Raw genomic sequence first — 14068 nt, 5'->3', positions numbered from 1 at the left:
TAAGACGCAAAATCCGAAAGCGAAGATGATAGCCGGAACGCTCCGGCTGCGCAGCCGCCCATAGGCGGCCCTGGCAATCCGTCAGTCGATGACCTTGAAGCGCGGATCGTCCGGATCGATGCTGGAAATGCCGCGCGCTTCCTCGGTCATCTGCGTCTCTTCGGCGCGATGCTCCTCGGCGCGCTTGGTTTCCAGGTAGCTGTAGATCTCGTTGACCAGGTCTTCGCAGCCGTCGCGGTTGAGTGCCGAGATCTCGAACACCGGGCCCTTCCAGCCGAAACGCTTGACGAAATCCTTCACGCGCTTGGCGCGTTCGGCCTCGGGCACCACGTCCAGCTTGTTCAGGACCAGCCAGCGCGGCTTGTCGAACAGCGACTGGTCGTATTTCTTGAGCTCCTTGACGATGGCCTTGGCTTCCTTGACCGGATCGACCTCGTCGTTGAACGGCGCCAGGTCGACGATGTGCAGCAGCAAACCGGTGCGCTGCAAGTGGCGCAGGAACTGCACGCCCAGGCCGGCGCCGTCGGCCGCGCCTTCGATCAGGCCGGGGATGTCGGCGATCACGAAGCTCTTCTCGTGGCTCACGCGCACCACGCCCAGGTTGGGATGCAGCGTGGTAAACGGATAGTCGGCGATCTTGGGGCGGGCGTTGGATACCGCGGTGATGAAGGTCGACTTGCCGGCATTGGGCATGCCCAGGAGGCCGACGTCGGCCAGCACCTTCAGCTCCAGGCGCAATTCGCGGCGCTCGCCTTCCTTGCCCTCGGTCTTCTGGCGCGGGGCGCGGTTGGTCGAGGTCTTGAAGTGGATGTTGCCCCAGCCGCCTTCGCCGCCCTTGGCCAGCATCACGGTCTGTTCGTGATGGGTCAGGTCGGCGATATGCTCGCCGGTATTGCTGTCGATGATCAGCGTGCCCACCGGCATGCGCAGGAATACGTCGTCGGCGCCCTTGCCGTAGCAGTCCGAACCGCGGCCGTTCTCGCCGCGACCGGCGCGGTGCAGCTTGGCGTAGCGATAATCGATCAGCGTGTTGACATTGCGGTCGGCCACGGCCCAGATGCTGCCGCCCTTGCCGCCGTCGCCGCCATCGGGTCCGCCGAAGGGACGGAACTTTTCGCGGCAGAAGCTGGCGACACCGTTGCCGCCGTCGCCGGCGACAACTTCAATTTTGGCTTCGTCAATGAATTTCATGGTTCTACAACCCCTATGGAGCCGTGAACAAAACGTCGATGCCATCCGCTTTCACGAAAGACTCGGCGCTTTGTTGACGGCTCAAAAAACTAAAAAGGCTCCACCACCGGCAGAGCCTTTCTTGTGCCTGACTCCGGCAAAGCCGGATGGCTGATTACGCTTACGCCGGAACGACGGTCGCGTATTGGCGCTGTTGCAGGCCCTTCACAACGAACTTCACCTTGCCGTCCTTCAGGGCGAACAGGGTGTGGTCCTTGCCGACGCCGACGTTTTCGCCAGCGTGGACGCGGGTGCCGCGTTGACGCACGATGATGCCGCCAGCGTTGATGGCCTGACCGCCGTAGACCTTCACGCCAAGACGTTTCGACTCTGAATCACGGCCGTTGCGCGTAGTGCCGCCGCCTTTTTTGTGTGCCATTTAATGACTCCTTGTATCTAAGTTCGACCTGCGCAATTAAGCGTTGATCGAGACGATTTGCAGTTCGGTGTAGTTCTGACGATGGCCTTGACGCTTCTGGTAATGCTTACGACGACGCATCTTGAAGATCTTGACCTTATCGTGGCGACCTTGCGCTATGACAGTAACCAGCACCGTTGCACCCTCGACCAAAGGCGCGCCAAATTTGACGGTATCGCCTGCGCCCACTGCGAGCACTTGATCCAAAGTGATTTGGGAGCCAATGTCTGCCGGTATCTGTTCTACTTTAAGTTTTTCGCCAGCAGCAACTTTGTATTGTTTGCCGCCGGTTTTTATGACCGCGTACATGTGAAACCTCATCGAATGATTAATGAACGATTTTCCCCTGCGCCAAAATAGCCGGACAATCAGGAAAACCTCCAATTATACATAGACTTAGCTGCCCGGTCAAAACGATAGGCGCCTTGCGCGACCGCTGCGCAACACAGTTTCCGGCAAGATAATTTCCATTTGGGCAAGATGCCGCCGCCGCCACGGCCTTTGGCGTCGGGGGCCGTTGTCATCGTATAATCTCGCGAATAACCATTTTCCACAGGTTTCCCCTTGTCCGCCGCCGTACATACCGCCTCGCAACAAACCATCCTGCAACCGATCGTCGCCGACATGGAGGCAGTCAATGCCGTCATCCGCCGGCAACTGTATTCCGAGGTGCCGCTGGTCAACCAGGTCGCCGAATACATCATCGGCGCCGGCGGCAAGCGCCTGCGCCCGGTGCTGGTGTTGCTCATGGCCAACGCCTTCGGCTACAAGGGCGAACACCACCATTCGCTGGCGGCAGTCATCGAATTCATCCACACCGCCACCCTGCTGCATGACGACGTAGTCGACGAATCGTCGCTGCGCCGCGGCAAGCAGACCGCCAACGCCCTGTTCGGCAATGCCGCCTCGGTGCTGGTGGGCGACTTCCTGTACTCGCGCGCCTTCCAGATGATGGTCGCCGTGGGCAACCCGCGCGTGATGGAGATCGTAGCCGACGCCACCAACGTCATCGCCGAAGGCGAAGTGCTGCAGTTGCTCAATATGCACAACCCGGACGTGGACGAAGCCGGCTACCTGCAGGTGATCCGCTCCAAAACCGCCAAACTGTTCGAAGCCGCCAGCCAGATCGGCGCCCTGATCGCCGGCGCCGATGAAGCCGGCATCGAAGCCGCCGGCGAATACGGCCGCTCCATCGGCACCGCGTTCCAGCTGATCGACGACGTGCTGGACTACTCCGGCAACAGCGAGGAAATCGGCAAGAACGTCGGCGACGACCTGCGCGAAGGCAAACCCACCCTGCCGCTGATCTGGCTGATGCAACATGGCTCCCCCGCGGAACGGGAACTGGTGCGCACCTGTATCGAGAACGGCGACGAACAGCGCTTCGACCAGGTGCTGGCCGCCATCACCCACTCCGGCGCGCTGGCGTATACCCGCGAGCAGGCGGAAATCGCAGCCCGGCGCGCGGCACAGGCGATCACCCCACTTCCGGATAGCCAATTCAAAAAATCCCTGATAGAATTATCGGCTTTCGCGGTAGATCGTAATCACTGATACGCATCCACTCGACGGGGTGTAGCTTAGCCTGGTAGAGCGCTACGTTCGGGACGTAGAGGCCGGAGGTTCGAATCCTCTCACCCCGACCAGAATATGAAGCCGGATCATTCTCTTGGATGATCCGGCTTTTTCGTTTTTGCCTTTGGTTTGCGCCTCCCCCCACCCGCCTCGCCCTCCCCCGGCGACTGCGCTATGTGCGCTATGATGATCCGCCCGCCGGCCAGACGCCCGATCAAGACGATAACAAAGCGTCCCATCCGCGCGCCCGCATTCTTCAAATAGCGAGAAAACAGGAGACAAGCAATGCCTGACCAGCATTCACATCGGCAGCGCCCGCATCTTGGGCGGTTCGCCGCCATCGCCCCGGGTCTGGCCCTTTTGGGCGCACTCGCCGGCTGCGGCACCGTCGCCGCGCCCGGCCAACCCTATGCCGGCGCCCACCAGAAAACCTGCGCCGACCTCAATGCCATGACCGTTCCGGCCCAGGCCATCGGGCTGCCCACCGGCGGCGCGCGCGTCATCCGTGCCGAGACGGTCGCCGCGGCGGGCGACGGCGCCAAGGCCATCGGCGTCTATTGCAAGGTGCTGGGCGAAATTGCGCCGGTGGATCCCGCCGCGCCCGCCATCCGCTTCCAGCTCGACCTGCCCGCGCAATGGAACGGCCGCGCCCTGATGCTGGGCGGCGGCGGTTACAACGGCACCATTCCCGACCCCGCCGGCAATCTACCCGCCGGCCCGATCGACCGCCCCACGCCGCTGGGCCGCGGCTACGCCACCTTCAGCAGCGACAGCGGGCACCAGGCCAACGCCACCACCTCGCGCGACGGCTCGTTCGGCCTCAACGACGAGGCGCTGCGCAACTTCGCCGGCGACGCCATCAAGAAAACCCACGACGCTGCACTCCATCTCATCGCCGCCCGCTATGGCGCCAAACCGGGCAAGACCTATTTCGCCGGCGGTTCCACGGGCGGCCGCGAGGCCTTGCTGGCGGCGGGCAACTGGCCTGACGACTTCAATGGCGTGATCGCCCTGTATCCGGCCTGGAATGCGGTGGCGCTGAACCTGCAGTTCGGCCGCATCACCCAGGCGCTGGCGCGCCCCGGCGCCTATCCGTCCCCGGCGCAGCGCAAGCGGCTGTATGACGCCGCCATGGCCGCCTGCGACGGCCTCGACGGTGCGCCCGACGGCGTCATCAGCAACGTCGACGCCTGCAATGCCGCCTTCGATCCCGCCACGGCAACGCTCAATGGCACGCCTCTGCGCTGCCCCGACGGCGGCCATGGCGGCGACAACTGCCTGTCCGATGTCCAGATCGACGCCTTCAAGGTGATCAGCACCCCGCTGCAACTCGGCTACACGCTGGCCAGCGGCGAGAGCACTTATCCCGGCTTCAATACCTGGGGCACGAACTGGGGCACCGGCGGCGCCGGCGTTCAATCCACGATCCTGACACTGGGCCTGGGCACCCTGCAACCGGCCAGCCCCATGCCGGCGGTAAGCGCCAACGGCAGCCCGCCCTATCACAGTACCTTCTGGGACCAGTGGGTGCGGTATTTCGTAACGCGCGACAGCGGCTACGACTGGGCCAAACTGGACGGCCGGAATCCCGGCCCCTGGCAGGCCCGCATTGTGCAGCTCAACGGCCTGCAGGACGCCAACCGCACCGACCTGTCCGCCTTCCAGGCCAGGGGCGGCAAGATCCTCATCGCCCACGGCACCGCGGACGCCCTGGTCAGCACGCAAGCCACGCGGCAATACATGGAGCGGCTGCGTACGGCCATGGGCGGGAACCGGGTCGACAGCTTCGTCCGCTACTATGAAATTGCCGGCTATGGCCATGTCTTCGGCACCGCCTTCAATGCCGCCTGGGATTCACTGGCCTTGCTGGAGAACTGGGTAGAGTGGGACATCGCGCCCGCCGATCCCATCGTCACCGACACCGCCGGCGTGCCCGGACGAACCCGGCCGTTGTGCACGTATCCGGCCTGGCCGCAATACAAGGGCCGCGGCAGCCTCGACGAGGCGAGCAGTTTCCGCTGCACATTGCAATGAAATGCGGTAATCACATGCGGCACTGACGCGCCGGCAAGAGCGGCTGTCTTGCGGTAATACAGGCCATCGTCTAGACTTTGCCGCTCACTGGCCGCCCCGCCGATATTGCAACAAAAGCAATGCAGCGGGCCCGCCGCCTCCCTTCCACAAGGGCAACCAACCTCACGGTGATGTTTGGAATCCGTACCCATATGGGTGCAACTGCTTGCACTCTTCGTCCTGATACTGCTCTCGGCCTTCTTTTCCATGACCGAGACGGCGCTGATGGCCGCCAACCGCCATCGCCTGCGGCACCTCGCCAAGCAGGGCAACCGCCGCGCCATCACCATCCTGTGGCTGCTCGACCGCACTGAGCGCCTGCTCTCGCTGGTGCTGATCGCCAACACCGCGATCAACGCGCTGGCCACCGCGCTGGTGACCGCCATCGCCATTTCCGCCTTCGGCAACCACCAGCGCGTCATCACTGTCGCCACCGCCTGCGTGGCGGGCCTGTTGATCATCTTCGCCGAGATCGTGCCCAAGGTGATCGGCGCCACCTATCCGGAACGCATTTCGCTGTTCACCAGCTTCATCCTGAAGCCGTTGATGCGGGTAGCCAAGCCGCTGGTCTGGTTCGTCAACCTGTTCGTCTCGGCCGTGCTCAAGCTGCTGCGCATCAAGGCCGGCGCGCGCGCCCGCGAGCAGCGCATCTCGCCCGAGGAATTGCGCTCCATCGTGCTGGAGGGCGGCAGCTTCATCCCGCAAAAGCACAAGAGCATCCTGCTGAACCTGTTCGACCTGGAAAAGATCTCGGTGGAAGACGTGATGACGCCGCGCGCCCAGGTCGAGGCGCTGAACCTGGCCGCACCCATCGAAGACATCCTGGGCCAGTTGGCCACCTGCTACCACAACAAGTTGCCGGTGTTCGAGGGCGAGATCAACCACATCGCCGGCATCCTGCACGTGCGCAAGGCGGTGTCGCTGTTCAACCGCGAGGACGAGATCACCCACGAGGCCATCCGCGAACTGCTGTCCGCCCCCTATTACGTGCCGGTAGAAACCGACGTCTTCACCCAACTGCAGTACTTCCAGGAAAACCACGAGCGCCTGGGCATCGTGGTCGACGAATACGGCGAAGTGCAGGGCCTGGTGACGCTGGAAGACATCATCGAGGAGATGATCGGCGAATTCACCACCTCCTCGCCCGGCTCTTCGGCCGAAGGCTTCGGCTGGGACAAGGACGGCGCCTGCCTGCTCGAAGGCAGCACCACCCTGCGCGACATCAACAAGCGCCTGGGCCTGCAGTTGCCGCTGGACGGCCCCAAGACCATCAACGGCCTGCTGCTGGAATACCTGCAGGACATTCCGGAAGCCAACGTCTCCCTGAAGATCGCCGGCTGCGTGATCGAGATCGTGCAGGTGCAGAACCAGGCGATCCGCATGGTCAAGCTGATCGCCCCGCCCCAGGACGCCGCCGGAAACGGCGACGCGGACGGCGCCGTCGCGCGCTGATCCCGCGCCTGCTGCGCGTCTTCGCCGGTCTTTCGAACTCGCGCGAAAATTCAAGGCAAAGCGTGGGCGACTACCCGGCGCAGCGCGGCAAATGTGGGAGACTTTTTCCTCCCCCATGCGCCGCCTTTCCTCAGAACCTGTTCGAGATCCCCTGGGCATTGGAAACAGGTTCCGACGGCGGTCCCTCATCGAGAGGCGATCATCATCGAACAACACCCGTTGCCAGCAGCCGGCGCCGCTTCCCTGGGCAAAACGGCCGACGTCCATATCGACGACGCTCCGGTCGTGCGCCTGCTGCACAAGATGCTGGCCGATGCGGTCGGCATGGGCGCATCCGACCTGCATTTCGAACCCTTCGAGCATTTCTGCCGGGTGCGCTTTCGCATCGACGGCGTGCTGCATGAAATGGCGCAGCCGCCGCTGTCGCTCAAGGACAAGCTCTCGACCCGCATCAAGATCCTGTCGCGCCTGGACATCGCCGAAAAGCGCCTGCCGCAGGACGGCAAGATGCGGCTGGCGCTGGGCGGCGGGCGCGAGGTGGACATGCGCGTGTCGACGCTGCCGACCCAGTTCGGCGAGAAGATCGTGCTGCGCATCCTCCATGGCGGCCACACCAGTCTCGACATCGACCGGCTGGGCTATGAGCCGCAGCAGCGGCAGGCGCTGCTGCGCGCCATCGGCAAACCGCACGGCATGGTGCTGATGACCGGGCCGACCGGCTCGGGCAAGACCGTCTCGCTGTACGCCTGCCTGCAACTGCTCAACCGCCCGGGGGTAAATATCGCCACCGCCGAGGATCCGGTCGAGATCAACCTGCCGGGCGTGAACCAGGTCGGCATCAACGAACGCGCCGGCCTGAGCTTCGCCGTCGCCTTGCGCGCCTTCCTGCGCCAGGATCCGGACGTACTGATGGTGGGCGAGATCCGCGACCTGGAAACCGCCGACATCGCCGTCAAGGCTTCCCAGACCGGCCACCTGGTCTTTTCCACCTTGCACACCAACGACGCCCCGGCCACGCTGATGCGGCTGCTCAACATGGGCGTGCCGGCCTTCAACGTGGCCTCGTCGGTCAGCCTGATCGTGGCGCAGCGCCTGGTGCGGCGGCTGTGCAGCTGCCGCGAGGAGGTGGCCGCCGCGCCCGACAGCCTGCTACGCGCCGGCTTCAGCGAGGCCGACATCGCGCGTGGCGCCAGCCTGTTCCACCCCCGCGGCTGCGACAAATGCAACCAGAGCGGGTATCGCGGCCGCACCGGGATCTATCAGGTCATGCCCATCAGCGCCGCCATGGAGAGCCTGATCCTGCGCCACGGCAACACCCAGGACATCGCCCGCCAGGCGCGCAGCGAAGGCATTGCCGACCTGCGCCGCGCCGGGCTCATGAAAGCCCTGCGCGGCGAAACCAGCCTGAGGGAAGTCCTTGCCTGCACCTGACGCCTCCGGCGCTTCCCCTCCCGCCTCCCGCAGCGCCTTCCACTGGCAAGGCCTGGATCGTCACGGCCGGGCGCAAAGCGGCGTACTGGCCGCCAGCGACGCCGCACTGGCGCGCGCCCTGCTGCGCCGCCAGGGTATCCGCGTGGCGCGCATCCGGGCGGCCGATGGCGCCGCGGCCGGGCGCAGGCCCGGCGCTGCGCAAGGGCCGTTCCCCGGTTCGACACGCGGCCATATCCCGGAAAAACAGGTCGTGCTGTTCACGCGGCAACTGGCGACCATGCTGCAAGCCGGCCTGCCGTTGCTGCAGGCGCTGGACATCGCCATTCGCGGCGCCGGCGCCACGCCCATGGCGGCGCTGCTGCAGGCCATCCGCAACGACGTGTCGCAGGGCGAAAGCCTGCATGCCGCCCTGGGCCGCCATCCGCGCCATTTCGATACGCTGTCCTGCAACCTGGTGCGCGCCGCCGCAGAAGCCGGCATGCTCGACACCATGCTGGAACGCATCGCCGGCTACCGCGAAAAATCGCTCGCTCTGAAAGGCAAGGTACGTTCGGCGCTGGCCTATCCCTGCGCAGTGATGCTGGTGGCGGTGGTGGTGACGCTGGTGATCATGCTGTGGGTGGTGCCGGCCTTCGAGCAGATGTTCCGCAACTTCGGCGCCGAGCTGCCGCTGTTGACGCGCAGCGTGATGCAGGTCTCGCGCCTGCTCGCCCAATGGTGGCCCTGGCTGCTGGCGGCCATCGGCATGCTGGGCGCGGCCGGCCTGCACGCCTGGCGCCGCTGGCCCGGCATGCGGGCGGCGGCCCAGCGCGCCAGCCTGCGCCTGCCGGTGTTCGGCCCGTTGCTGCGCAAGGCGGCCATCGCGCGCTGGAGCCGCACGTTCGGCACCCTGTTCGGCGCCGGCATTGCGCTGGTCGATGCGCTGGAAACGGTGGCCGGCGCCGCCGGCAACGTGGTCTATGCCGACGCCAGCCTGGCCATCCGCGACGCCGTGCGCAACGGCGCCTCGCTGCATGCGGCCATGGAGCAGACCGGCGTCTTTCCCGACCTGACGGTGCAGATGGCTGCGGTGGGTGAAGAAGCCGGCGCGCTCGATGCCATGCTGGGCAAGATCGCCGACCTCAACGAGCGCGAAGTCGACGACGCCGTCGCCGCGCTCACCAGCCTGATGGAACCGATTATCATGGCGGTGCTGGGCATACTGATCGGCGGCCTGGTGGTGGCGATGTACCTGCCGATCTTCCGCATGGGCTCCGTCGTATAAGATCCTCAATAAAATAAAGATCCTCGATAGCCGCTCCCGAATCGTTACCCACATACCCAAACTCGCTCCCATGTCCTTCCTCGACGCTTACAGCGCACCGCACAACACGGCCATCAGCCTGATGGCGGCCCTGCTGGGCCTGCTCGTGGGCAGCTTCCTGAACGTGGTGATCCACCGCCTGCCGAAGATGATGCTGCGCGAAACGGCCAACTTTGTCGCCCAAGAGCGCGGCGAAGCCTTGCCGCATGCCGGGCGCTACGACCTGCTGCTGCCGCGTTCGGCCTGTCCGCACTGCGGCGCCGCGCTGCCGGCGCACCACAATGTGCCGGTACTGAGCTGGCTGCTGCTGCGCGGCCGTTGCGCAGAATGCAAGGCGCCCATCGGCGTGCGCTACCTGGCGGTCGAATTGCTCACGGCCGCGGTGTTCGCGCTGGCCGCCTGGAAATTCGGCGCCGGCCTGGCCGGACTGGCCGCGATGGCCTGCTGCGCCTTCCTCATCGCGCTCGCGTTCATCGATGCCCGGACCATGCTGCTGCCCGACGACCTGACCCTGCCGCTGCTATGGCTGGGCCTGCTGGTCAACCTGAACCATCGCATCGCGCCCTTGCAGGACGCGGTGCTGGGCGCGGCGCTCGGCTATGCCGCCTTGTGGCTGATCTTCTGGGTCTTCAAGCTGGCCACCGGCAAGGAGGGCCTGGGCTATGGCGACTTCAAGCTGATGGCCGCGCTCGGCGCATGGCTGGGCTGGCAGGCGCTGCCTTTCGTGCTGCTCTCGGCTTCGGCGCTGGGCGCCATCGTCGGCCTCGCGCTGGTCGCGGCCAGGCGCCATGAGCGCGGACAGGCGATCCCGTTCGGCCCCTACCTGGCGATTGCGGGTATGCTGGCGCTTCTCTACGGCGGCGACTGGCTGTCCCTTGGCATTTACGATTATTGAGATTCGCGGCTTTTCCATGACATCCATCAACCAGCGCTTTTCGGTCGGCCTCACCGGCGGCATCGGCAGCGGCAAGACCACCGTGGCCAACCTGTTCGGCGAACTGGGCGCCGCCCTGGTCGACACCGACGCCATCGCCCATCAGTTGACCGCTCCCGGCGGCCTGGCCATCGCCGGCATCCGCGACCGCTTCGGCGCCGACTTCATCGACGGAAGCGGCGCCATGGACCGCGCGCGCATGCGCAGCCATGTGTTCGGCAACCCGGGCGAGCGCCATGCGCTGGAAGCCATCCTGCACCCGCTCATCCGCAGCGAGACCGCGCGCGCGGCCGAGGCGGCAACCGGCGACTACCTCATCTTCGTGGTTCCGCTGCTGGTGGAATCGGGCACCTGGGTGGGACGCACCTCGCGCATCCTGGTGGTCGATTGCGAGGAACAGGTGCAGATCGCCCGCGTGATGCAGCGCAACGGCTTGCAGCGTGACGAGGTGGAAGCCATCATGGCCGCGCAGGCCAGCCGCCAGGCCCGCTTGGCGGTGGCCGACGACGTCATCGAGAACAATGGCGACACAGCCGGGTTGCTGCCGCGCGTGCGCCAACTGCATGCGAGCTACCTGGAATTGGCGCGCGCCGCCTGAGGCCGCAAGGACGAAAACGCTTTACATCCGGCAGCGGTTCCCGCCCATCCATTGCCGCTTCCTTGCCGCCTCCTTGGCATTTGTGGCCGCACCCATGCCCGAACGGCACGTGCGCCGCTTCCCTATTGCGCCATGCATTTGTAATTTTCCTCTGCATGGGTCAGAATCACACACAACGCAGCCAACAGCAGTTGGCCTGCGGCCCACCATCGAATCCGGTTCAACCACTAAAGGGATCATGCTTTGATCGTCTACGAATACCCTTTCAACGAGCGTATTCGCACGCTGTTGCGACTGGAAGACCTGTACGAGAAGTTCGTCTTCTTCCTGCACCAGGAAAGCCCGCAACAGCATCACATCGCCCTTGCCACCATTTTCGAAATGCTGGAGGTAGCCGGACGCGCCGACCTCAAGTCGGACCTGCTGCAAGAACTCGAGCGCCAGAAGCAGATGCTGCTGGCCTACCAGTCCAACCCCAATGTCGAGCCGGAGATGCTCAACGCCATCCTCTCCGAGGTCGACAAGGCCAGCAGCGCGCTGGCCGCGGCCCAGGGCAAGACCGGGCAGAACATCCGCGACAACGAATGGCTGATGAGCATCCGCGGCCGCACCATCATCCCCGGCGGCGCCTGCGAATTCGACCTGCCGGCGTACTATGCCTGGCAACAGCACAGCTTCGAGCGCCGCTTCAACGACATCTCCAACTGGTTCGCCCCGCTGATCCCGCTATTCGACGCCATCTCCATCGTGCTGCGCCTGCTGCGCGAATCGGGCCACACGGTGAAGATCAACGCCGTGGACGGCAGCTACCAGCAGATGCTGCAGGGGAAAATCTACCAGATGTTGCGTCTGTCGCTGGACATCGAACTGGGCGCCATCCCCGAGATCTCCGCCAACAAGTACATGCTGTGGGTGCGCTTTACCCAGCAGGACGGCGACGAGAAGCCGCGCGCCTTCGAAGGCGAAGTACCGTTCGAACTGGCGCTGTGCGGATTTTAAGGAGTACGGTATGGCGACCATAGTCGATTGCCCGACCTGCGGGGCCAAGGTGGAATGGACGGAAAAGAACAAGTACCGCCCGTTCTGTTCGGAACGCTGCAAACAGATCGACCTGGGCGCCTGGGCCGAGGAAAAGTACGCGATCCCGGCAGTCAACCTGCCGCAGGAAAGCGACCAGGACAAGCCCCTGCAGTAAGCGCGATCATTGCCGTATCGACAAAAAAGCCGCATATTGCGGTAATGCCGTTCAGTTAAGGCTAACTCTGAAGCACTCATCACAGAACCCGTTCGGGCTGAGTAGGCCCGCCAGGGCCGTATCGAAGCCAGCGTGTCAGCGTCAGCGCTCTTGACTGCCCTTCGATACGCTGCTGCGCAGCTACTCAGGGCGAACGGCGTCTGGACTCCACAAACCGCCACAAATACAAATGCCGTTCAGTTCTTAACTGAACGGCATTACGCATATTGCGGCTTTTTTATCGCTCTTGCGATCGGCTACAACGTCGGCGTCATCAAGAAGCCTGCCCTGGCGCCGGCACGAATGGCGGGCTGCCAGCCTCGCCATACCGCAGCAGGTCCAGCCACTCGATCAGGGGAATGGTCGCCGGCAGCAGCGGCTCCACGCCCACGCTGCCCTGCCAGGCAAACGCCTGGCCTTCCAGGCTTTGCGGCTGGCCGCGCCAGTTGCGGCTGATATAGAAATGCAATCGCACATGCGCGTGCGGATAGACGTGCTCGACCCCGCACCAGCCTTCGCCGTCCAACACCTCGATTCCCAGCTCTTCCTTGAACTCGCGCTGCAAGGCGGCGAAGATGGTTTCGCCCGGCTCGACCTTGCCCCCCGGGAATTCCCAATAGCCGGCATAGGGCTTGCCCTCCGGACGCTGGCCCAGCAGCACGTCGCCGTTGGGCTGCATCAGGATGCCGACGGCAACGTCGATGGGCTTGGTCGTCTCGCCCATCAGCCCTGCGCCTTGCCGGCGTAGTCGCGCGCGAATTGCCAGGCCACGCGGCCCGAACGCGAGCTGCGCTGCAGCGCCCAGCGCAGCGCATCGCCGCGCGCTTGCTCGATCTGGGCGTCGTTGCAGCCGAAATGGCGCAGCCAGTGAGCGACGATCTCCAGGAAATCGTCCTGCTTGAACGGGTAGAAGGTCACCCACAGGCCGAAACGCTCGGACAGCGAGATCTTTTCTTCCACCGTCTCGCCGGGATGCAGGTCGCCGTCGTCGGTATGGGTGTAGGTGCTGTTGTCGGACAGGCGTTCCGGCATCAGGTGGCGGCGATTGGAGGTGGCGTAGATCAACACGTTGTCCGACTGCGCGGCGATGCTGCCGTCCAGCGCCACCTTGAGCGCCTTGTAGCCGCCCTCGCCCTCTTCGAAGGACAGGTCGTCGCAAAACACGATGAAGCGCTCCGGGCGCGCCGAGACCATCTCGACGATGTCCTGCAGGTCATGCAGGTCGTCCTTGTCGACTTCGATCAGGCGCAAGCCGCGGTCGGCGTACTGGTTCAGGCAAGCCTTGATCAGCGAGGACTTGCCGGTGCCGCGCGCGCCGGTCAACAGCACGTTGTTGGCCGGACGGCCTTCGACGAACTGGCGGGTATTCTGGTCGATCTGCTCTTTTTGCGGGCCGATGTTATGCAGGTCCGACAACGCGATCTTCGAAATATGGCCGACCGGCTGCAGGTAACCCGGCCGCTGGCCGCTGGCGCCGCGCCAGCGGAAGGCGACGCCGGCATTCCAGTCCGGCTCCCTGGACGAGGCTGGCAACAGCGATTCGACGCGCGCCAGCAAGGCTTCGGCACGCTGCAGGAATTGGTCTAACTGGGTCATGATGAATAAGTCTGGGAACGATGGTTAGCGCCATTTTGACGCAAAGCGGCCGGCACCTGAGTGAATTAAATTCTTCCGAGGGCTCCGGCATTCATGTTGCCGCCACCATCCCGGGACAACACAACAAAACAGGGTATTTCCATCACACTCGTGGACGTCGCACGGGTGCTATTGGGGATGAGATGCAAGGCGCAAAACGCAGCCAGACTGGCGTCTGGCGAGGC

14 protein-coding genes and 1 tRNA gene are annotated in these 14068 nt (G+C 64.5%); 10 read left to right on the top strand and 5 right to left on the bottom strand.

What is annotated here, in order from left to right; translation table 11 throughout:
- Window positions 1-81: 81 nt before the first annotated feature.
- The 3 genes from obgE to rplU form a co-directional block, all read right to left on the bottom strand.
- On the bottom strand, window positions 82-1191 hold the full coding sequence (gene obgE / locus FB598_RS10945; protein ID WP_141914647.1) for a GTPase ObgE: 1110 nt from the start codon (window positions 1189-1191) through the stop codon (window positions 82-84).
- Between the two features lie 160 nt (window positions 1192-1351).
- A complete protein-coding gene (gene rpmA, locus FB598_RS10940; protein WP_141914648.1) occupies window positions 1352-1609 on the bottom strand; it encodes a 50S ribosomal protein L27 in 258 nt (85 codons plus the stop codon).
- 36 nt (window positions 1610-1645) lie between these two features.
- The gene (gene rplU / locus FB598_RS10935; protein WP_007878066.1) at window positions 1646-1957 is read right to left on the bottom strand and encodes a 50S ribosomal protein L21; all 312 of its coding nucleotides are present in this window, start codon (window positions 1955-1957) and stop codon (window positions 1646-1648) included.
- 255 nt (window positions 1958-2212) lie between these two features.
- Between rplU and ispB the strand changes: the two genes are divergently transcribed.
- The 10 genes from ispB (at window position 2213) to yacG (ending at window position 12209) form a co-directional block, all read left to right on the top strand.
- Window positions 2213-3202 carry an octaprenyl diphosphate synthase gene (gene ispB, locus FB598_RS10930; RefSeq protein WP_141914649.1) on the top strand — a complete coding sequence of 330 codons (990 nt, stop codon included), beginning with the start codon at window positions 2213-2215 and terminating at the stop codon, window positions 3200-3202.
- A 15-nt stretch (window positions 3203-3217) separates the two neighbouring features.
- Window positions 3218-3294, top strand: a tRNA-Pro gene (locus FB598_RS10925).
- 214 nt (window positions 3295-3508) lie between these two features.
- The gene (locus tag FB598_RS10920) at window positions 3509-5257 is read left to right on the top strand and encodes a tannase/feruloyl esterase family alpha/beta hydrolase (protein ID WP_141914650.1); all 1749 of its coding nucleotides are present in this window, start codon (window positions 3509-3511) and stop codon (window positions 5255-5257) included.
- 174 nt (window positions 5258-5431) lie between these two features.
- A complete protein-coding gene (locus FB598_RS10915; protein WP_141914651.1) occupies window positions 5432-6748 on the top strand; it encodes an HlyC/CorC family transporter in 1317 nt (438 codons plus the stop codon).
- Between the two features lie 303 nt (window positions 6749-7051).
- Window positions 7052-8179: an ATPase, T2SS/T4P/T4SS family gene (locus FB598_RS10910; protein WP_141914982.1), complete on the top strand. Its 1128-nt coding sequence runs from the start codon at window positions 7052-7054 to the stop codon at window positions 8177-8179.
- Window positions 8166-9443 (top strand): type II secretion system F family protein, encoded by a 1278-nt coding sequence (locus tag FB598_RS10905; RefSeq protein ID WP_141914652.1) that lies wholly within the window; start codon window positions 8166-8168, stop codon window positions 9441-9443. The genes FB598_RS10910 and FB598_RS10905 overlap by 14 nt, the downstream gene beginning before the upstream one ends.
- A 70-nt stretch (window positions 9444-9513) precedes the next feature.
- Window positions 9514-10377: an A24 family peptidase gene (locus FB598_RS10900; protein WP_141914653.1), complete on the top strand. Its 864-nt coding sequence runs from the start codon at window positions 9514-9516 to the stop codon at window positions 10375-10377.
- A 16-nt stretch (window positions 10378-10393) separates the two neighbouring features.
- Window positions 10394-11014 carry a dephospho-CoA kinase gene (gene coaE / locus FB598_RS10895; RefSeq protein ID WP_141914654.1) on the top strand — a complete coding sequence of 207 codons (621 nt, stop codon included), beginning with the start codon at window positions 10394-10396 and terminating at the stop codon, window positions 11012-11014.
- A 243-nt stretch (window positions 11015-11257) separates the two neighbouring features.
- A complete protein-coding gene (gene zapD, locus FB598_RS10890; protein ID WP_141914655.1) occupies window positions 11258-12013 on the top strand; it encodes a cell division protein ZapD in 756 nt (251 codons plus the stop codon).
- A 10-nt stretch (window positions 12014-12023) separates the two neighbouring features.
- Complete coding sequence (gene yacG / locus FB598_RS10885) at window positions 12024-12209, top strand: DNA gyrase inhibitor YacG (protein WP_141914656.1); 186 nt, start codon at window positions 12024-12026, stop codon at window positions 12207-12209.
- Window positions 12210-12522: 313 nt separating this feature from the next.
- Here yacG and mutT read toward each other — a convergent pair whose 3' ends face one another.
- The gene (gene mutT, locus FB598_RS10880; RefSeq protein ID WP_141914657.1) at window positions 12523-12972 is read right to left on the bottom strand and encodes an 8-oxo-dGTP diphosphatase MutT; all 450 of its coding nucleotides are present in this window, start codon (window positions 12970-12972) and stop codon (window positions 12523-12525) included.
- The gene (locus FB598_RS10875; protein WP_141914658.1) at window positions 12972-13844 is read right to left on the bottom strand and encodes an ATP-binding protein; all 873 of its coding nucleotides are present in this window, start codon (window positions 13842-13844) and stop codon (window positions 12972-12974) included. The genes mutT and FB598_RS10875 overlap by 1 nt, the downstream gene beginning before the upstream one ends.
- Between the last annotated feature and the right edge of the window lie 224 nt (window positions 13845-14068).

Origin of the sequence: Herbaspirillum sp. SJZ106 (assembly GCF_006715495.1) — a bacterium.
In the GTDB taxonomy this organism is placed as follows: Bacteria; Pseudomonadota; Gammaproteobacteria; order Burkholderiales; family Burkholderiaceae_D; genus Herbaspirillum.
Note: the sequence above shows the minus strand (reverse complement) of the source record. Positions and strands in the feature narration are given on the sequence as shown.